Below are 18,499 nucleotides of genomic sequence, written 5' to 3' on the forward strand. Positions count from 1 at the left end.
AACACCGTCTTTTCGAGAATGCCATGACCCCGAACCCGTTTTCCACGCCACGCGACCTGCTGCGCTACGCCGTCACCCGTTTCAACACCGCCAAGCTGTTTTTCGGCCACGGCAGCGCCGAAGCGTTCGACGAAGCGGCCTATCTGATCCTGCACACCTTGAAGTTGCCGCTCGACAAACTCGAACCCTTCCTCGACGCCAAGCTGCTGCCGTCGGAAGTGGCCAGCGTGATGAGCGTCATCGACCGCCGCAGCATCGACCGCGTGCCGGCCGCCTACATCACCAAGGAAGGCTGGCTGGGCACCTACAACTTCTACGTCGACGAGCGCGTGATCGTGCCCCGCTCCTTCATCGCCGAGCTGATCCCTGAATACTTCTCGCCGTGGGTGGCGGAACCGGAAGCCGTGGAAAACATCCTGGAACTGTGCACCGGCTCGGGCTGCCTTTCGATCATGATGGCCGACGCCTTCCCGAACGCCCAGGTCGACGCCGTGGACATTTCCGCCGACGCGCTGGCCGTGGCCAAGCGCAACGTCGACACCTACAAGCTGCAGGACCGCGTCACCTTGATCGAATCGGACCTGTACGCGAACGTGCCGGCCAAGAAATACGACTTGATCATCAGCAACCCGCCGTACGTGAATTCCGCCTCGATGGGCGCCCTGCCGCAGGAATACCTGGCCGAACCACAGATCGCCCTCGACGGCGGCAGCGACGGCATGGATCTGGTGCGCAAGATCATCGCCGGCGCGGCCGAGCGCCTGACGGACGACGGCATCCTGATGATTGAAATCGGCAACGAACGCGCATACGCGGAAGCGGCCTTCGGCGAGCTGGGCCTGACCTGGCTGACGACGAGCGCCGGCGACGACATGGTCTTCCTGCTGACGGCCGAGCAGTTGAAGCTGGTTTAATGGAATTGGTAGGTCGGATTAGCGTAGCGTAATCCGACATGCCTGTGCGGCACCCGTCGGATTACGCCCTGCGGACTAATCCGACCTACACGATGTTTTTACGGCGGGGGTCAAAGCCCAGCCTTTACAAAGAAAAAAATGATACGTTTCCTACAAGTAAGCCTGATGCGCGGCATCAAACCGTTGCTCGAACAAGTCGACGTCACCCTCAACCCGGGCGACAAGATCGGCCTGATCGGCGCCAATGGCGCGGGCAAATCGAGCCTGTTCGCGATGATGCGCGGCGAGCTGCACCCTGACCAGGGCGAGATCGATTTCCCGGCCAAGTGGCGCGTGGCTTACGTGGCGCAGGAAACGCCGCCGCTGGACCGCGCCGCGCTCGACTACGCGATCGACGGCGACGTCACCCTGCGCAAGCTGGAAGCGGAACTGGCGCGCCTGGAATCGGAACCGGCAACGTCGGAAAACGGCATCGCCATCGGCGAAATCTACAGCGCGATGGCCGATGCCGACGCCTACACGGTGCAGTCGCGCGGCGAGCAGTTGCTGCTGGGCCTGGGCTTTACCCTGGACCAGATGCAGCAACCGGTGGCCAGCTTCTCCGGCGGCTGGCGCATGCGCTTGAACCTGGCGCAGGCGCTGATGTGCCCGTCCGACCTGCTGCTGCTCGATGAACCGACCAACCATCTGGACCTGGACGCCATCATCTGGCTGGAAGACTGGCTGAAACGCTACGCCGGCACCCTGCTGATCATTTCCCATGACCGCGACTTCCTCGACGAAGTGGTCAACGTGGTCGTGCATATCGACGAGCGCAAGCTGAAACGCTACTCGGGCAACTACTCGAGCTTCGAGCGCCAGCGCGCGGCGCAGATGATCCTGGCCGCCGGCGCGCTGGAAAAGCAGCAGCGCAAACGCGCCCACCTGGAATCGTTCGTCAACCGCTTCAAGGCGCAAGCCTCGAAGGCGCGCCAGGCGCAAAGCCGCATGAAGGCGCTGGCGAAGATGGAAGAGCTGGCGCCATTGCGCGCCGCCGCCGAATTCTCGTTCGAATTCCGCGAGCCGCTGAGCGCGCCGAACCCGCTGCTGGTGATGGAAGACGTCGATGCGGGCTACAAAATAGAAAACGAAGCGACGGGCGAAATCACGCACAAGACCATCGTCAACGGCATCAAGTTTTCGCTGCAGATCGGCCAGCGCATCGGCCTCTTGGGCCAGAACGGCGCCGGCAAGTCGACCCTGATCAAGACCATCGCCGGAGAGCTGATGCCTTTGAACGGCGACGCCACCATGGGCAAGGGCCTCAACATCGGCTACTTCGCCCAGCACCAGGTGGAAATGCTGCGCCATGACGAATCGCCGCTGTGGCATCTGGCCAAGATCGCGCCGACCGTGCGCGAACAGGAGCTGCGCAACTTCCTCGGCGGCTTCAACTTCCCCGGCAATATGGTCACGGCCTCGATCGCGCCGTTCTCGGGCGGCGAAAAAGCCCGCCTGGCGCTGGCCCTGATCGTCTGGCAGCGTCCGAACTTGCTGCTGCTCGATGAACCGACCAACCATCTGGATCTGGAAACGCGCGAAGCGCTGACGGAAGCGCTGGCGCAGTTCGAAGGCACGCTCGTCGTCGTCTCCCATGATCGCCACCTGCTGCGCGCCACCACGGACGAATTCATCATCGTTGCCGACGGCAAGCTGCAGCCGTTCGACGGCGACCTGGACGACTACAAGGACTGGCTGTTCAAGACCAAGCTGGGCAAGGGCACGGACGTGCTGCCGGCCGCCGGCAAGGCCAACAAGACCGACTTTCCGGTAACCTCGTCCGTCCCTGCGCCGGCCGCCGCCCCTGCCGCCCCCGTGCGCGACAAGCGCCAGGAAGCGGAAGACCGCCAGAAGGCGGCCGCCCTGCGCAAGCCGATCGAAAACAAGATCAAGCGCCAGGAAGAGCAAATCGCCAAGCGCAATGCGCAAAAGGCGGAAACGGAAGCCAAGCTGGGCGAGCCGACCATCTATGACGCGGCCAACAAGGCCAAGCTGAAACAGCTGCTGGCGGACCAGACCTTCTTCACCAAGGACCTGGCGCAGCTGGAAGCGGAATGGCTGGACTTGCAGGATGAACTCGAAAAGCTCGGCTGATCAAGCGACGACAAAAGACGACCCGACGGGTCGTCTTTTTTTATGCCACCTGCATGGGGCTGGCGCTGCGGATGGCCATCAGGCGGTCGATGTCGACGAGGATCAGGCGGCGCCCCGCCACCTTGCCCACGCCCAGCAGATAATCGGCCTCGGTGTCGCCCAGGCCGGGCACGGGAGCAATGTCGCAGGGTGCCAGGCTGACGATATCGGTGACGCCATCGACCACCATGCCCATCACGCCATTGCTCAGCTGCAGGATGATCACGTCGGTGGCGGGGTCGGGCGTGCCCTGCATGCTGCCGAACGCGGCGCGCATGTCGACGATGGGAATGATCACGCCGCGCGACACGGCCACGCTTTGCAAGACTTCCCCTTCCGAAGAAAAACGGTCGAGCTCCTTGAGCGGACGCAATTCCCGCACGCAGCGGTAATCGAGGCCATATTCGAGGCCGCCCAGCCGGAAACTCAGGTATTGCACGGTGCTACGTTCCGCCGCTCCTGCGGCGCCAGCGGTCGTCGTGGGCTGCATGATGATCCTTTCATCCGGTAAGCGCTGCCAGGATGCGCAGTGGCGCAACGTTGGCCCATGCTAACCAGCATCGCCGCAGCCGGCGTTGAGAAACATCAACTTTCCCGGAAGACATCATCGGCCGGCAAGCCCGCCCTTGCGCCGGCGCAGCCATCTTCCCTTACAATAGCCGCACCGTTTCCCCACAGGCAGGCCATGCAACACCTCGTCAATCCCGCTGAAGTCGAATTTTCCGCCATCCGCGCCCAAGGCCCGGGCGGGCAGAATGTCAACAAGGTCTCCAGCGCCATCCACCTGCGCTTCCCCATCGCCGCCTCGTCGCTGCCGGACGCGTACAAGGAACGCCTGCTGGCCCTGCGCGACAGCCGCATCAGCAAGGATGGCGTGCTGGTGCTCAAGGCGCAGCAGTCACGCAGCCAGGAACAGAACAAGGAAGAAGCCCTGCGCCGCTTGCAGGAAATCATCGACAGCGTGACCTTCCTGCCCGCCGTGCGGCGCGCCACCAAGCCCACGCGCAGCTCGCAGCGGCGCCGCCTCGACAGCAAGAGCACGCACAGCATCTTGAAACAGTCGCGCGGCAAGGTCACCGACTAGCCGCCCGGCGGCGGCGCATACGTCCAGTCCAGGGTCCCCGTGCTGTCGGCAAACACCAGCTGGGTGGCCGGCGTGGCGCTGCGCAGCAAGGCCTTGATTTCCTTCGGCGGCCGGTCGTAGACCTTGGCCGGCCCGCGCGGCACGACCAGGGCGCGCACCGTCGTCTCGCCATCGACCAGGCCCAGCGTGCAGCGCGACTGGCCGGCCATGGCCTGGCGCTCCTGGCGCAATTGCGCCACCAGCGCCAGCATCTGCGCCTGCAGGATTTCCGACTGTTTCACTTCCACGCGCAGGCGCGCCACTTCCTTCAGCACGGGCGCGATGCGCGCGGCCAGCTTGTCGTACTGCAACTGCTGTGCCGGCTGCAGCTGCAGTTCGCCGCGCCGCAGCTGGCCCGCCAGGGTCAGGTAGTTGCGCACCTCGGGCAGCTGCGCGATGGCATCGATTTCCTGCTGGCGCTTGTCGCGCATCTGCAGGTATTGCGCGCCCCTGGCCAGGCTGTCGGCGATCTTCTGCTCCAGGCTGCTCAAATCGGGCACCAGCGGAAACAGCAGCATTTCCACCTGCTTGCGCGGCCCGGCGCTGCCGACCTTGATGGTGCGGGCCGCCACGGCGCAGCCTTCGGCCAGCTCGATGACGACGTCGTCGGCGATGATCTCGCAATTGCTGGCGTGGTCGATCACCACGCGCGTGCCGGCGATGACGCAGCTTTCCGCGCGCCGCAAGTGCACCTCGCCGCTCAGCGACTGCACCACGGAGCCGGAGGCCACGCCCTCGATGCGCACGTCGCCGTGCTCGTTGAAGGCCGTGCCGCCCACCAGGTTGCGATGAAGCAAGATCAAGCCGCCATGCGAATGCAGATGGCCATACACGTCGCCGTGGATGGTGATGTCGCTGCCGTCGAGCTGGCGCTGTTCCTGCACCTCGCCATATTCCTCGTAGGCGGCGCGCAGCTTCAGGTTGCCCGTGGTGCGGCTGCTGACGCCTTCGCGGCTGACAATCTTGTTCTCGACGGAAATCTTGCCCTGCTCATCGACATTCACGTAGCCATCCAGCGTGGCCACGATGAAGTCGCCATCGCTGAAATGCTCGGCCACCGTGCCCACGCCCGCTGCCGCCGCCAGGTCCAGCTCCAGCGGCGCGGGCGGCGGCAGCACGTTGCCGGCCAGGTCGTAGCCGGGCTGGCCGGGCGCCCCCGGCAGCAAACGCAGCAGGCGTGCATGTTTTTTCACTTGCGGGAAGCGGTTCTTGAAGCTGAGCAAATCGAGCCGGCCGTCGGGACGCTCGCGCGGCGCATCGTCGCGGTGGATGCCCTGCGACACCTCGACCAGCTGGGCGTCGCGCCCCGGCTGCGGCGGCAGCGCGCGCGCCACCGTGATGCGCTCGGCCTTGCCAGTATCGAGGATGGCGCGCACGGCAACGCTGTCGAGGCCGTAGAGCACGCCCTTGCCCCACAGGTCGGCCACCAGCTCGTCAAATTCGCGGCGCGCCGGCACCTGGCCATCCGCATCGGCCGCCAGCGCCTCAAAGTAAAACTCGGCCACGTCGCCGCGGATCTTGACCTGTTTATACAGGGCCCGCCGCGCGGCCGGGAATGGCGCCACGCGGGCGGCGACGCGCAGCAAGGCGTCGCCCTTGGGCGCGGCGCGCGGCACCGGCGCATGGAATAGTGTCAGCAGGAACAAGGGGTAGTCGAGGCCGGCCAGCAGCTGGCCGGACAGGAACAGCTGGCCAACGGCGGCGCGCAGCTGGGAGGGCGCCAGGGAAAGGTCAAAGAACACGCCGTCGTGGCGCTGGACGAGGCCATGCGGCAAGCTGGCCGCGTGGGCCGCATCTGGAACGGGCGTGTCGTCGTCGCTCACCACTTGCCTCCCCCAAAACAGAAAACTTGCTAAATTGCACTTACTCAGTACACTTGAACAATATCACGGGGCGTGGCGGCGTGCCTGACTCAGCAAAAAATCGGGCCACCAAATGCGAACAGGGCCAAGTCTTGCGAGATGGCCCTGTCGGATGGATTGCCGAAAATAGTTATCGGCGTGGCGGGTTGGAATAGATGTCCTGGCCCACTTCATTGATCTGGCGGCGCAGGTCGCGGCGCTCGTCGGGCGTCATGCGGCCCGTGCGGCGCGATGCCTCGGCGCCGTCGTTGGCGCGGCGCTGCTCTTCGGCACGCGTGTCGAAGCTGCGTGCGTCACGTTGTTCGCGCAGTCGCGTATCATTACTGCGTTGCACCTGTTCGTAACGCTGGGCCTGCATTTGCTGCTGTTGCTGCTGCTGGTCGTCGCGACGCGGCGGCTGGTTTTGCGCGTGCGCCAGGCTGGCCGCCAACACGGAACAAACGGCGAACGTGGACAGCACGGCACGTGCGAAGGCTGATGCGCTGGGAGCGGCGTGAATTTTTGGGGTAACGATATTCATTGAGTTCCTCTTCCGCGATGCCGTATAAACTTAAAGCTGATTTCCACTGTGGCCCCAGTGTATGATGCTTTACACGGTGCAGTAAGAGTAATTGGGTAAAGTTTGTAACAGTTTGTAATGGGTCGCCACAGCCCCTTGCCGACGCCGCGCGAGGCGTTACTATAGCAACTAATATAAGATAACACGACACCCTAAATGACCACAACCTCCACAACCGGCAGCAATGCAAATACGCAATCGATCCATGGCCACCAGGCGAAAATCATGGTGGTGGACGACGATGTGCGCCTGCGCGACCTGCTGCGCCGCTACCTGACCGAGCAAGGTTTCAATGTCTTCACGGCCGAGAGCGCCACTGCGATGAACAAGCTGTGGCTGCGCGAGCGCTACGACCTGCTCGTGCTCGACCTGATGCTGCCCGGCGAAGACGGCCTGTCGATCTGCCGCCGCCTGCGCGGCGCGGGCGACCAGACGCCGATCATCATGCTGACGGCCAAGGGCGAAGACGTGGACCGCATCGTCGGCCTGGAAATGGGTGCCGACGACTACCTGCCGAAACCGTTCAATCCGCGCGAACTGGTGGCCCGCATCGGCGCCGTGCTGCGCCGCAAGGGTCCCGATGAAATCCCGGGCGCGCCGTCGGAAACGCCGCAAACCTTCGAATTCGGCGATTTCGTGCTGGACCTGGGCACGCGTACCTTGAAAAAGAATGGCGAAACGGTGCCGCTGACAACCGGTGAGTTTTCCGTGTTGAAAGTATTTGCCCGCCATGCGCGCCAGCCGCTGTCGCGCGAAAAGCTGATGGAACTGGCGCGCGGACGCGAATACGAAGTCTTCGACCGCAGCCTGGACGTGCAAATCTCGCGCCTGCGCAAGCTGATCGAGCCTGATCCGTCGAGCCCGCTGTTCATCCAGACCGTGTGGGGCCTCGGCTACGTCTTCATCCCGGACGGACAGCCGCGCTGATCGCTGGCGAGGCATGATGAAGCTTGTTCCCGATATCAGCCTGGCACGGCTGAAAAGCGGCCTGTTCTGGCGCACCTTTTTGCTGCTGGGTACGTTGACCACCGTCAGCATGATCGCCTGGATCGGCATGATTTCCGTCATCCAGCGCGAGCCGCAGGCGCAGCAGATTTCCGCCCAGGTCATTTCCGTCGTCACCATCACGCATGCGGCCCTGACGCACTCGGCGCCCGAGCTGCGGCGCGAACTGCTGTTCGACCTCGTCAGCAACGAAGGCATCCGCATCTTCCCGCTGGAAGAGGATGACCGCATCGAGCCGCCGCCCGACAATTACCTGATGCCCGACATCGAGGCGCTGGTGAAGGCCAAGCTGGGCGAGGACACGCGCTTTTCCGCGCGCGTCAACGGCGTGGCCGGCTTCTGGGTCAGCTTCAAGATCGACGACGACGAATACTGGCTGATGCTCGAGCGCGAGCGCCTGCGCGGCCTGACGGGCTTCCAGTGGCTGGGCTGGGCCAGTCTCGTATCCTTGCTGTCCGTGCTGGGCGCGGCCATCATTTCCAGCCTGATCAATCTGCCGCTGTCGCGTTTGACGGCGGCCGCGCGCGATATCGCCAAGGGCAAGCAGCCGGCGCCGCTGCCGGAAAAAGGCCCGATCGAGATCATCGAGGCGAACCGCAGCTTCAACCAGATGGTCGACGACCTGCAGCAGGTGGAATCGGACCGCGCCGTGATCCTGGCCGGCATCTCGCACGATTTGCGCACGCCGCTGGCGCGCATGCAGCTGGAAGTGGAAATGGCGAACCTGTCGGACGAGGCGCGCGAAGGCATCCAGTCCGATATCGGGCAGATGGACGCCATCATCGGCCAGTTCCTCGACTACGCCAGGCCGACGGAAGCGTCGAGTTTTACGAATGTGGACTTGAGCGGCTTGCTCAGCGACATGGCGCGCGAAGCGATGCGCCTGCCCGACGTGAAGATCAATGCGACGATCGCCGATGGCGCGCAGGCGATGGGCAATGCCACGGACCTGCGCCGCGTGCTGAACAACCTGATCGAGAATGCGCGCCGCTATGGCAAGACGCCGGGCAGCGACGTGACGGAAATCGACATCGCCTGCCAGGTGCGCACCAGCCATGGCGCGAAAAAAGTCATCATCGAAGTGCAGGACCATGGCACCGGCGTGCCGGCGGAAAAGATCGAGCAGCTGCTGAAACCCTTCACCCGCCTCGACACGGCGCGCGGCCAGGCAAACGGTGCCGGGCTGGGCCTGGCCATCGTCGACCGCGTGCTGCTGCGCCACGGCGCCGAACTGCAGGTGCGCAACCGCGAAGGCGGCGGCCTGGCGTTTCAGATCAGCTTGCCGGCGGCATAAGCGGCGCAGGTGGGATCGGCGAGGGCTTGCCTCGCGTAATCCGACAACATTGTTGGCTATTCCTGTCGGATTGCGCGCCAGGCGCCAATCCGCCTACGCTGCCGGCTCCGGCGTCTCCGCCGCCCGACAACGGTCAAGCGGACGCCTGCTCCTGCGCCAGCAATTTATTCATCAACAATTCCGTGGCCCCGTAACCGTACAGGGAATCGCTTTCCATGCCCGGCGTATCGAAGGGTATCGATTCCTCGCGGTCCAGCTTGGCCGGATCGGCGTCCGCATAGCTGGCGCGCCACGCGCGCTGCAGCGATTCGTTACGGCGGATAAACGCCGGCATGGGCCAGGCGGCGCGGTTCCAATGGCGGCTGTCGCCCAGCAGGGGCCAGCGTTCGTTGAGCAGGGCCATGTCGCCCGTGCGCAGGCGGCGCACGGCCTGCTCCGGCTGCAAGGCTTCCAGTTCATCCAGCGCGGGCAGGCTGTCGCGCTTCGGCCCGAACATATACGCCAGCATGATGCGTCCGGCAGGCGCCGTGCGCGCCACCACGCCGACGGCATAGCCGCCGCCCGGCAAGGGCACGGCAAACCAGCTGCCTTCTCGGTATGGTAATGACTTCATATAAAACCCTCAGGAAGACGCCGGGCAACGGCGACTGCGCGGCGCGATTTGCGGCCTCCGGTGCTCGCTGTACCTCAGTACAGTTCCGCTCCTCGGCCACAACGCGCATCCGCTCGCAACGCCGCTCGCCGACGTTAAATTCAATTAGGGCCACAGTCTACGCGAAGCAAGGCCGGTGTGGCGCATGGTACGCCACGGCAACAAACCAATAGTTACGATACTTTTTCATCATAATGATACTGGGCCACGATGGGGCCCGCCTTGAACAGCGCTTCCTTCATTTCCTTGTCCAGGCGCGCGTCGCGGCGGCGCATCCATTCGAGCAGCATGGCGACTTCCTTGCGGCTGGTATCGCCCGCATGCGCGAGCACGCGGCGCAGTTCCGGGTCGGTGCACGCCTCGAAGCGCTGGCTGTTCAGGTCAAGCGCTTGCAGCGCGGCGATGGCGGCGCCGATGGCGCGGTGCATGTCGAGCGCGGTGGCGGGCAAATCGGATTCTTCCAGTGGGACGGTGGTCATGCGGCTTCCTTTTCGCGTAGTGGGTGATATGGCCTGCGCTGCATTCTCCGCCGCGCGGGCGAAAAGCTCAAGCGCCCACGACACGTTTCGCCCCGTTCGGCCATAATCATGGCTCGGCATTAGCCTACACATCGCAGCGGGAGCCCCATGTTCAATTTCGATTTCTACAATCCGACGCAAATCCTCTTCGGCCAGGGCCAGATCGCCGCCATCACGGCGCTGATCCCGCCGCAGGCGAGGGTGCTGATGACGTATGGCGGCGGCAGCATCAAGCAGAACGGCGTCTACGATGAGGTGCGCGCGGCGCTGGCCGGCCACACGGTGCTGGAATTTGCCGGCATCGAACCGAATCCCAGCTATGAAACCCTGATGCAGGCCGTGGCCCTCGTGAAAAGCGAGCGCATCGATTTCCTGCTGGCCGTCGGCGGCGGTTCCGTGGTCGACGGCACCAAGTTCATCGCCGCGGCCGCGCTGCATGAAGGCGAGGCCTGGGACATCCTGGCGAAAGGCGGCAAGATCGTCGACGCCGCCCTGCCCTTCGGCACCGTGCTGACCCTGCCGGCCACGGGTTCCGAAATGAATGGCTCGGCCGTGATCACGCGCAAGGCCACGCAGGAAAAGCGCTCGTTCATGAGCCGCAAGGTCTATCCTAAATTCTCGGTACTGGATCCCACGAAGACGTTCACCCTGCCGCTGCGCCAGGTGGGCAATGGCGTCGTCGATGCCTTCGCGCATGTGATGGAGCAATACCTGACCTACCCCGTCAACGCGTCCGTGCAAGACCGCTTCGCCGAAGGCATCCTGCTGACCCTGATCGAGGAAGGCCCGAAGGCCCTGTCCCACCCGGACGACTACGACGTGCGCGCCAACGTGATGTGGAGCGCCACCCTGGCCTTGAATGGCCTGATCGGCGTGGGCGTGCCGCAGGACTGGTCCACGCACGCCATCGGCCATGAATTGACGGCCCTGTACGAGCTCGATCACGCGCAGACGCTGGCCATCATCCTGCCCAGCATGTTGCGCGTGCGCAAGCAGGCCAAGCGCGCCAAGCTGCTGCAGTATGCGGCCCGCGTGTGGGGCCTCGACGGCGGCGACGAGGATGGGCGCATCGAGGCGGCCATCGCGCGCACGGAATTCTTCTTCCGCCACATGGGCGTCAAGACGCGCCTGGCCGACTATGGCCTGAACCATGCGAGCGTGGACGCCATCGTGGCGGCGCTGGAAGCGCACGGCATGACGGCGCTGGGCGAGCAGCGCGAAGTGACGCCCGCCGTCAGCCGCAAGGTGCTGGAGCTGAGCCTGTAGCCTGGTTTTAGAATCTGCCCACACTGTTGTAAAACGGTCAGCCAGCGGGACAGCGGGCCGTGGTTCATGCTAAGCTGTCGTTTCGCTAGGGGTCCTGGAGTCGTTATCCGGGTGAGAGATACCCTTCGTACCTGATCTGGATAATGCCAGCGAAGGAAAGCGCAAAGTACCTCCCTCCTTTGATAGCTCCTGCGTTGGCGCCAGCCGAACAAGCAGCCTGCCGTGCTCTTTCCCAGAGACGGCTTGAACCACGAGCAATCTATGTCCACACCGAATTTATCTGCGCATTTTTCACGTCCTGTACTGACCCTGGCCATCCTGCACGCGTTTGCCGCGCCCGCCCTGGCCGTCAATGACACCGCCGAAGCCGATGCGCAAAGCATGACCGAAGTCATCGTCACGGCCAGCAAGGCGCCGGCCGCCAAGCGCGCCTCCGTGGGCGGCTTTTCCGACGCGCCGCTGCTGCAGACGCCGGCCAGCGTCACCGTCATCGGGCAAAAAGAATTGCAGGACCTGCAGATCCGCAATCTCAGCGATGCCGTCAAGCTCGACGCCAGCATCAACGATTCCTACAATGCCGTCGGCTATGCGGAACAGTTTACGATACGCGGCTTCAAGCTCGACACCAATTCCAGCTACCGCAAGGATGGCGTCGCCATTCCCGGCGACACGCAAATTCCGCTGGAAAACAAGGAACGCATCGAAGTGCTGAAGGGCCTGGCAGGCTTGCAGGCAGGCATCGCCGCGCCGGGCGGCGTGATCGACTTCATCGTCAAGCGCCCGACGAATGCGCCGCTGCGCACGGTCACGCTGGAAGCGCGCGAACGGGGCACGCTGTACGGCGCCGTCGACGTGGGCGGACGCCTGGAAGACACGCGCTTCGGCTACCGCGTCAACGTGGCGGCCGAGCGCCTGCGCTCCTACATCAAGGGCGCCGACGGCAACCGCAAATTCATTTCCGGCGCCTTCGACTGGCAAATCTCGCCGCAGGCGCTGCTACAACTGGACGCCGACTACCAGGACAAGGCGCAAGTGACGGCGCCCGGCTTCCAGCTGCTGAGCAACGGCCGCCTGCCGTCGAACGTCAGCGCCGACACCATGCTCAACAAGCAGCCGTGGACGCATCCGGTGGAAACCATCACCAGCAACGTCGGCCTGCGCTTCCAGTACGCGTTCAACGACGACTGGCATGCCACCGTCTCCGCCAACCAGCACTCGTTCAAGCGCGACGACTATACGGCCTACCCGTACGGCTGCAGCCCGGAAGGCTGGGACCCCGTGTTCTGCAGCAACGGCGACTTCTCCGTCTGGGATTTCCGCAGCCTGGGCGAGACGAAAAAGCCGCTGAGCGCGCAAGCCATGATCCAGGGCAAGTTCGCCACGGGCAGCCTGCGCCATGAATTCACGGCCGGCGTGTCGTATTTCAACCGCAAGGACCGTGCTGGCAAATACGTGTACGACGAAGTGGGCATCAGCAATATCTACCGTCCCGTCATCGTCGCCCCGTCCGACGGCGTCACGGGCCCCGTGCGCCTGGTGCGCAACGACAAGGAAAAATCCGTCTTCGTGCAGGACATCGTCAGCCTGGCGCCGAACTGGAAACTGCATGGCGGCTTGCGCCACATCGATGTCGATGGCTACCAGTATGTATTGAAGGCCGACAAGGAAATCCGCGCCAAGCACGACTTCCTGCTGCCGAACGTGGCGCTGGTGTACAACCCGCAAGACAATATCGCCGTGTATGCATCCTACTCGCAGGGCATGGAACACGGCGGCACGGCCGACCGCTATGCGGAAAACGCCAACGTGGAACTGACGCCGAGCCGCTCGAAGCAGATCGAGTTCGGCGTGAAGATGGACGTGACGCCGGACTTCCTGGTGGCCGCCAGCCTGTTCCAGATCCGCAAGGGCCTGGAATTCAACCAATACCTCGACAGCAGCAAAACCGCGTACAACTTCGTGCGTGCCGGCCAGGCCCAGCACCGTGGCCTGGAACTGTCGGCCCAGGGCAAGGCATCCGCCAACCTGCAGCTGGGCGCGTCCCTGACGGCCCTGAACAGCCAGCAGTCGGACACGGGCAATGCGGACCTGGACGGCAAGCGCGTGCCCAACGTGCCGGCCCTGAAGGCGGCCGTGCGCGCCGACTACGCCGTGCCGCAAGTGGCGGGCTTGAACGTCAATGGCAGCTGGGAATATGCGGGCAGGAAAGCCTTTGAGTACAGCAACACCACCTTCGTGCCATCGTACAGCGTGTTCAACGTGGGCGCCGCCTACGCCACGCGCCTGGCCGGCACGCCCGCCGTGCTGCGCGCCAGCGTCAACAACCTGACGGACAAGTTCTACTGGCGCGACGTGACACCGGAAGCGGGCGGCTACCTGTTCCCGGGCGCCAGCCGGACCTTGAAGGTGTCGGCGCAGTTCGACTTTTAACAGCCGCATGGGGGCATGCGCCGGACATGCCCCTGTTCATGGATGCGCATAGCAAATAATTAAAATATTACACTATGGCAATTATTAAATTGCTATAATTGCCACCCTTATTTTGATTATCCGTGCAAGGCATCTCCATGAAACAACATGTGGCGTCACTGGTATTTGCCAGCCTGATCCTGATCACGGGCGGCGGCGCCCACGCCACCGAGGCCGCGATTCCCATAGAGCAATTCACCAGCAAGGATCGGTTCAGTACACCACGCCTGTCGCCAGACGGCAAACACATAGCGGTCACGACTCAGATGCAGCAGGGTGGGCGCAACATCCCCATCATCACCATCTATGCATTGCCGGACATGAAAGCGGTAGGCATGCTGCGCCTGCGCATATTTGAAGTGCCGCTTAACTACCTTTGGTTGACGAACACGCGCCTGGTATTGCGCAAGGGTCTGGAACTGGGAGAGCTGGAACAACCGGTATCAACGGGTGAAATCATTGCTTTTGACTTCGACGGCTCCAACCAGGAATACCTGTTCGGCTACGATATGTTCCGCTCGTCGAGTCGAGGCGACCGCCTCGACGATGATCATGGCTATGCCCGCATCAACGGCGTTCCCTTGCCGCGCAATAGTCACGTCTTTCTGTCCGCCCAGGAATGGGATCGTGACCGGTCAAAGTTATACGACGTCGACAGCAAGAAGGCCCATCGCAAGACCCTGGCCGACATCGCTGCGCCACGCCTGCAGTTTGTGCAGCAGCGCAATAGCGTGCCGCGCTTCGCCTACGGCTGGGACGACAAGAACGAGCCGGTGTTGTACCGTCTTGATGACGCCAGCGGCCAGTGGCGTCTCACTCCTCCCATCCCAAAACAAACCACAATCCCGTTCCACTTCACGATGGACGACAGCGCTTTTTTTGCTACCCATGCCGTCAATGGTGGCCCTGAGGCCCTGGTGCGGGAAGAGCTGGCGAGCGGAAAACGAGTGGTTCTGGCGCAAGATCCTGTTGCCGACCTGAGCAGCGTAATGTATGACGCCAACGAGATGCCTTTCGCAGTATCTCACCAGCTGGGCCGTACCCGCGCCATCTACCTGGACGCCAATAGTGCGGACGCCCGGCTGCACCAGCAATTGAGCGCATCTTTTCCGGACGAACATGTACGCTTCGTCAACTTCACAGATGACGGCGCCACCTTGCTGTTTTCCGTCTACAGCGATCGCGACCCGGGCAGCTATTACCTGTACGACAAGGCCAGCAACAAGGCGGAACTGCTGTACTCGACCATGCCTGGCATCGACCCGGATCGCATGGCAGAGCGCCGTCCCATTGCCTTCAAGGCACGCGACGGATTGCAACTGCATGGCTACCTGACCATGCCGACGCACGCGCCAGGCGTCAAATTGCCGCTGGTTGTCATGCCCCACGGCGGACCGCACGGCGTCTACGACACCTGGTCGTTCGACAGCGATGCGCAGTTCCTCGCCAGCCGCGGTTACGCCGTACTCCAGGTTAATTTCCGTGGTTCCGGGGGCCGTGGCGAGACCTTCATCCGGGCAGGCTACCGTCAATGGGGCGAAAAAATCCAGGACGACATCCTGGACGGCCTCGCCGCTGTCATTGCTGAAGGCGAAGTCGATGCCGGGCGCGTCTGCTCATACGGCGCCAGCTTCGGCGCCTACTCGGCAATGATGCTGACCATACGTGCACCTGGCGCCTTCAAATGCGCTATCGGCTATGCCGGCGTATATGAGCTCAGGTTGTTCAAAGAAGAGGATAATGCACGCCGCCACAAATATATCCGGCATGCCTACCAGGACTATATCGGTGAAAACAACACGGAACTCGACGCCATCTCGCCTTCACGCCTGGCTGACCGGATCAAGGTGCCGGTATTGCTGGTGCACGGCGACAAGGACACGACGGCGCCACCGGAACACGCCGAGTTGATGCGCAAGGCCTTGGTCAGGGCTGGCAATGCGCCGCAATGGATGATGGCGCAAAACGAAGGACATGGCTTCTACATGACGAAAAACGCCACCGCGTTCTATCAGCAACTGGAAAGCTTCCTGGCCGAGCACATCGGCAAATAAGGCCGGCTTAGCCCGCCCTGCCAGGGGTGTTGGTGCTCAACCAGGCATCCGCCTGCGCCAGCCGAGCCGCCAGGCTACCGCTGACGAGCAGGTAGGAAATCTGGCGCTCAGCCAGTTCCTCGAGCAGCCGGCGATGAATCAGCTGGCGCACGGCTTCCGACTCGCGCTGCAAGCCGTCGGCCACCCACGGGCTGTCGGGCGCCGTGACCAGGGTCAGGCCATAGTGGTAGTCGTCGGCCAGGGCGGCCAGCGGCGCATCGATGCCATGGAAGTAATGGCGGCTGTAGACGGCCGTCATCAGCGGCGTCGTGTCACAAAATAAAAATTGCCGCGCCTGCGCGGCGGCCGCGTTTTCCCGCTCCAGCTGCATGCGGGCGATGCCATACTGGTCGGATGCCACGGGCACCCTGCCTTGCGTTTCCACAAACTCGCGCAGGTATTCCGGCACCCACACGCTGCCATAACGCTCGGCCAGGCCGGCCGCCAGGGTCGACTTGCCCGACGATTCCGCGCCCAGGATGGCCACGCGCACGCAACGCCCGGTCACTTGAGGACCATGGCGTCTGGCGCGGCCGGCGCCGCCTTGCGCCACGCCAGCAGGCCGATGATGGCCATCACGACAAAGAACGCATACAGCACGGCCGTCAGGGTCAGGCCCTTGTGCAGGTACAGCCACACATACAGCACGTCGACGATGATCCAGGCGACCCAGTTTTCCAGTTTCTTGCGCGACAGCAGGAATTGACCGACCAGGCTGCCCGCCGTCAGAAAGCCGTCCGCGTGGGGCACGTCCGTGTCCGTCGTCGTCAGCAACCAGGAAATGAGCAGGAAGCCGACCAGCCAGCCGACGGCGCAGGCTAGCCAGCCACGGCCATTCAGGCGCGTCACGGGCAGGGTCTTGCCGCCGCTGACCGGGTGCAGCCACTGGTACCAGCCCCAGAACGAGACGGTGATGAACAGCAGCTGCAAGGCCATGTCGCCATACAGGCGCGACTCGAAAAACACGAAACCGTAGGCGGCCGAGGAAATGATGGCGAACAGCCACGCCCAGTGGTTCTGGCGGATGTTCAGCGCAACGGTTGTCAATGCCAGGACAAAGGAAATCAGTTCAAGCGGCGTGGTGGCAAAACCCAGCAGGAGAAGCGTATCGTTCATGGGAATCGTGATGAGGCTGGTGGCGCAGTATGCAATACCGGGCATGAATAAGCAAGATTGCCCCTGCCGTCCGCCGCCAGTCCCCGCTCAGACGAAGCCCATCCTGGCCGCGCGCGCCAGCGAACGCCGCACGATCAGCTTGTGAAACGGGCGGATCAGCAGGATGTACGCGCGCCCCACCCGGTTATGGCAGTGCACGACGCTGGCCAGGGTCACGCTGCCATGCCGCCCCGCCTCCCTGTTGCGCAGCACCGACAAACGGAAATCGAGGTGGCTGTCATCCTCGCCCACGATGATCTCGTCGTCGCTGACGGCAAAGATGCGGAAGATGCCGATGCGTTTGCCTGGCTTCGCTTCCATCTGCTTCGCCGTCTTGATGCCGAACAGCGCCACGATGGCGTCGCGCAGCACCATCAGCTTTTGCGCCCAGCCCGGCTGGCTGCCCAGCAGCATGCGTGCCAGGCTTTCCATGTCCAGCTCCCGCGCGCGCGCGTTCGGCAAATCGACGGCATACGCGTCGGCTAGGTGGCTGCCCGGATACAGGGGGGCGATGCCGGCGCGGGACGGCAGGGCCACGGTGCGGACGGCAATGTGCATCTCTTGCATGCGATCTCCATGTTTTCAGTGATAACATGAGCATCATACACGACAATGTGAACAGCGATAACATGCAATGGAAACAGCGATGAGCAACACCAGTACTTACCATCACGGCAACCTGCGCGACACACTGGTCGCCGCCACCATCGCCCAGCTGGCGCAGCAGAGCGACGCCGCCCTGTCGCTGCGCGAACTGGCGCGCACGGTAGGCGTGTCGATCGCCGCCGTGTACCGCCACTTCCCCAGCAAGGAAGCCCTGCTGGCCGAGGTGGCGGCGGCCGGCTTCGCCAGCCTGATCGCCACATGGGAGGCCGAATTGCCGCCGCCGGGCAGCCTGCCCGCCGAACAGCGCTTTCAGCTGCTGGGCCAGCAATACATCGAATTCGCCCTGGCCGCGCCCGCCCACTACCGGCTGATGTTCGAGCACCAGGACGTGCGCCAGTTCCCCGCCCTGCAGGAGGCGGCGCAGGCGTGTTTCCAGTACGTGCTGCAGACGGCGGGCGCGGCCGTACGCGAGGCGGGCCTCGATGCGCGCTGGGACAAGGCCGCCGCCAGCGCCGGCTGGTCGCTGGGCCACGGCTACGTGATGCTGCTCCTGAGCGGCCGCCTGGCCATGACGGACGGCGGTGACGATCTGTCGCCGGCCATGGTGCCGCGCTTTTTTCAGTTGCCGGTGGAAGCGTTGCGGCCCGCGCAGCCGCAAGCGGGAGAACAACAATAGCAATGATGACAGGCAATCGCGTTGCCGGCCGCACCTGCTGTCATGTGCCGCCCTGCGTGGCGGCTGTCGCGCCAGCACCTCTGCGGCAGGCATGATGCGGCTGCACCGGAGAAGCAGCGTATGTGCGGCAGGATG

17 protein-coding genes and 1 riboswitch are annotated in these 18,499 nt (G+C 63.6%); of the genes, 9 read left to right on the forward strand and 8 right to left on the reverse strand.

The genetic code is table 11. The features are described from left to right. Positions 1-23: 23 nt before the first annotated feature. On the forward strand, positions 24-914 hold the full coding sequence (prmB, locus tag AC1RDJ_RS17775) for a 50S ribosomal protein L3 N(5)-glutamine methyltransferase (RefSeq protein WP_071326325.1): 891 nt from the start codon (positions 24-26) through the stop codon (positions 912-914). Between the two features lie 138 nt (positions 915-1,052). Further along, the gene (locus AC1RDJ_RS17780; protein WP_071322845.1) at positions 1,053-3,047 is read left to right on the forward strand and encodes an ATP-binding cassette domain-containing protein; all 1,995 of its coding nucleotides are present in this window, start codon (positions 1,053-1,055) and stop codon (positions 3,045-3,047) included. A 40-nt stretch (positions 3,048-3,087) separates the two neighbouring features. Here AC1RDJ_RS17780 and AC1RDJ_RS17785 read toward each other — a convergent pair whose 3' ends face one another. After that, complete coding sequence (locus tag AC1RDJ_RS17785) at positions 3,088-3,576, reverse strand: chemotaxis protein CheW (protein WP_493028276.1); 489 nt, start codon at positions 3,574-3,576, stop codon at positions 3,088-3,090. 195 nt (positions 3,577-3,771) lie between these two features. On the opposite strand from AC1RDJ_RS17785, the gene arfB reads away from it, so the two are divergent. Continuing rightward, complete coding sequence (arfB, locus tag AC1RDJ_RS17790; RefSeq protein WP_071322843.1) at positions 3,772-4,170, forward strand: alternative ribosome rescue aminoacyl-tRNA hydrolase ArfB; 399 nt, start codon at positions 3,772-3,774, stop codon at positions 4,168-4,170. On the opposite strand, the gene AC1RDJ_RS17795 is transcribed toward arfB, so the two are convergent. Both AC1RDJ_RS17795 and AC1RDJ_RS17800 read right to left on the reverse strand, forming a co-directional pair. Continuing rightward, positions 4,167-6,032, reverse strand: coding sequence for a flagellar assembly protein A (locus AC1RDJ_RS17795; protein ID WP_493028277.1), 1,866 nt, complete (start codon positions 6,030-6,032; stop codon positions 4,167-4,169). The genes arfB and AC1RDJ_RS17795 overlap by 4 nt on opposite strands. Before the next feature lie 169 nt (positions 6,033-6,201). Continuing rightward, on the reverse strand, positions 6,202-6,591 hold the full coding sequence (locus AC1RDJ_RS17800) for a hypothetical protein (protein ID WP_156894723.1): 390 nt from the start codon (positions 6,589-6,591) through the stop codon (positions 6,202-6,204). Between the two features lie 264 nt (positions 6,592-6,855). On the opposite strand from AC1RDJ_RS17800, the gene ompR reads away from it, so the two are divergent. Together ompR and AC1RDJ_RS17810 are read left to right on the forward strand one after the other, a co-directional pair. Then, a complete protein-coding gene (gene ompR / locus AC1RDJ_RS17805) occupies positions 6,856-7,557 on the forward strand; it encodes an osmolarity response regulator transcription factor OmpR (protein WP_223278807.1) in 702 nt (233 codons plus the stop codon). 13 nt (positions 7,558-7,570) lie between these two features. Then, positions 7,571-8,929: a sensor histidine kinase gene (locus tag AC1RDJ_RS17810; RefSeq protein WP_493028278.1), complete on the forward strand. Its 1,359-nt coding sequence runs from the start codon at positions 7,571-7,573 to the stop codon at positions 8,927-8,929. Positions 8,930-9,062: 133 nt separating this feature from the next. On the opposite strand, the gene AC1RDJ_RS17815 is transcribed toward AC1RDJ_RS17810, so the two are convergent. Together AC1RDJ_RS17815 and AC1RDJ_RS17820 are read right to left on the reverse strand one after the other, a co-directional pair. After that, positions 9,063-9,542: an Imm26 family immunity protein gene (locus AC1RDJ_RS17815; RefSeq protein ID WP_071322840.1), complete on the reverse strand. Its 480-nt coding sequence runs from the start codon at positions 9,540-9,542 to the stop codon at positions 9,063-9,065. A gap of 212 nt (positions 9,543-9,754) precedes the next feature. Then, complete coding sequence (locus AC1RDJ_RS17820) at positions 9,755-10,060, reverse strand: ferritin family protein (protein WP_071322839.1); 306 nt, start codon at positions 10,058-10,060, stop codon at positions 9,755-9,757. Between the two features lie 147 nt (positions 10,061-10,207). Between AC1RDJ_RS17820 and AC1RDJ_RS17825 the strand changes: the two genes are divergently transcribed. From AC1RDJ_RS17825 to AC1RDJ_RS17835, 3 genes are all read left to right on the forward strand, one after another. Further along, the gene (locus AC1RDJ_RS17825; protein ID WP_493028279.1) at positions 10,208-11,365 is read left to right on the forward strand and encodes an iron-containing alcohol dehydrogenase; all 1,158 of its coding nucleotides are present in this window, start codon (positions 10,208-10,210) and stop codon (positions 11,363-11,365) included. Between the two features lie 77 nt (positions 11,366-11,442). Next, positions 11,443-11,540: riboswitch (TPP riboswitch) on the forward strand. An 86-nt stretch (positions 11,541-11,626) separates the two neighbouring features. Next, positions 11,627-13,795, forward strand: a complete 2,169-nt coding sequence (locus AC1RDJ_RS17830) for a TonB-dependent siderophore receptor (RefSeq protein WP_493028280.1) — start codon at positions 11,627-11,629, stop codon at positions 13,793-13,795. A 137-nt stretch (positions 13,796-13,932) separates the two neighbouring features. Beyond that, positions 13,933-15,888: an alpha/beta hydrolase family protein gene (locus tag AC1RDJ_RS17835; protein WP_493028281.1), complete on the forward strand. Its 1,956-nt coding sequence runs from the start codon at positions 13,933-13,935 to the stop codon at positions 15,886-15,888. 7 nt (positions 15,889-15,895) lie between these two features. Here AC1RDJ_RS17835 and AC1RDJ_RS17840 read toward each other — a convergent pair whose 3' ends face one another. The 3 genes from AC1RDJ_RS17840 to AC1RDJ_RS17850 all read right to left on the reverse strand — a co-directional run bounded on the left by AC1RDJ_RS17840 (position 15,896) and on the right by AC1RDJ_RS17850 (position 17,649). Then, a complete protein-coding gene (locus AC1RDJ_RS17840; protein WP_493028282.1) occupies positions 15,896-16,435 on the reverse strand; it encodes an AAA family ATPase in 540 nt (179 codons plus the stop codon). After that, positions 16,432-17,043 (reverse strand): nicotinamide riboside transporter PnuC, encoded by a 612-nt coding sequence (gene pnuC / locus AC1RDJ_RS17845; protein ID WP_289885815.1) that lies wholly within the window; start codon positions 17,041-17,043, stop codon positions 16,432-16,434. The genes AC1RDJ_RS17840 and pnuC overlap by 4 nt, the downstream gene beginning before the upstream one ends. A gap of 87 nt (positions 17,044-17,130) precedes the next feature. Further along, a complete protein-coding gene (locus AC1RDJ_RS17850) occupies positions 17,131-17,649 on the reverse strand; it encodes a DUF2867 domain-containing protein (protein ID WP_493028283.1) in 519 nt (172 codons plus the stop codon). Between the two features lie 79 nt (positions 17,650-17,728). Between AC1RDJ_RS17850 and AC1RDJ_RS17855 the strand changes: the two genes are divergently transcribed. Continuing rightward, on the forward strand, positions 17,729-18,364 hold the full coding sequence (locus AC1RDJ_RS17855; RefSeq protein WP_071322833.1) for a TetR/AcrR family transcriptional regulator: 636 nt from the start codon (positions 17,729-17,731) through the stop codon (positions 18,362-18,364). Positions 18,365-18,499 lie beyond the last annotated feature (135 nt).

The organism is Janthinobacterium sp. GW822-FHT07H10 (assembly GCF_058798675.1).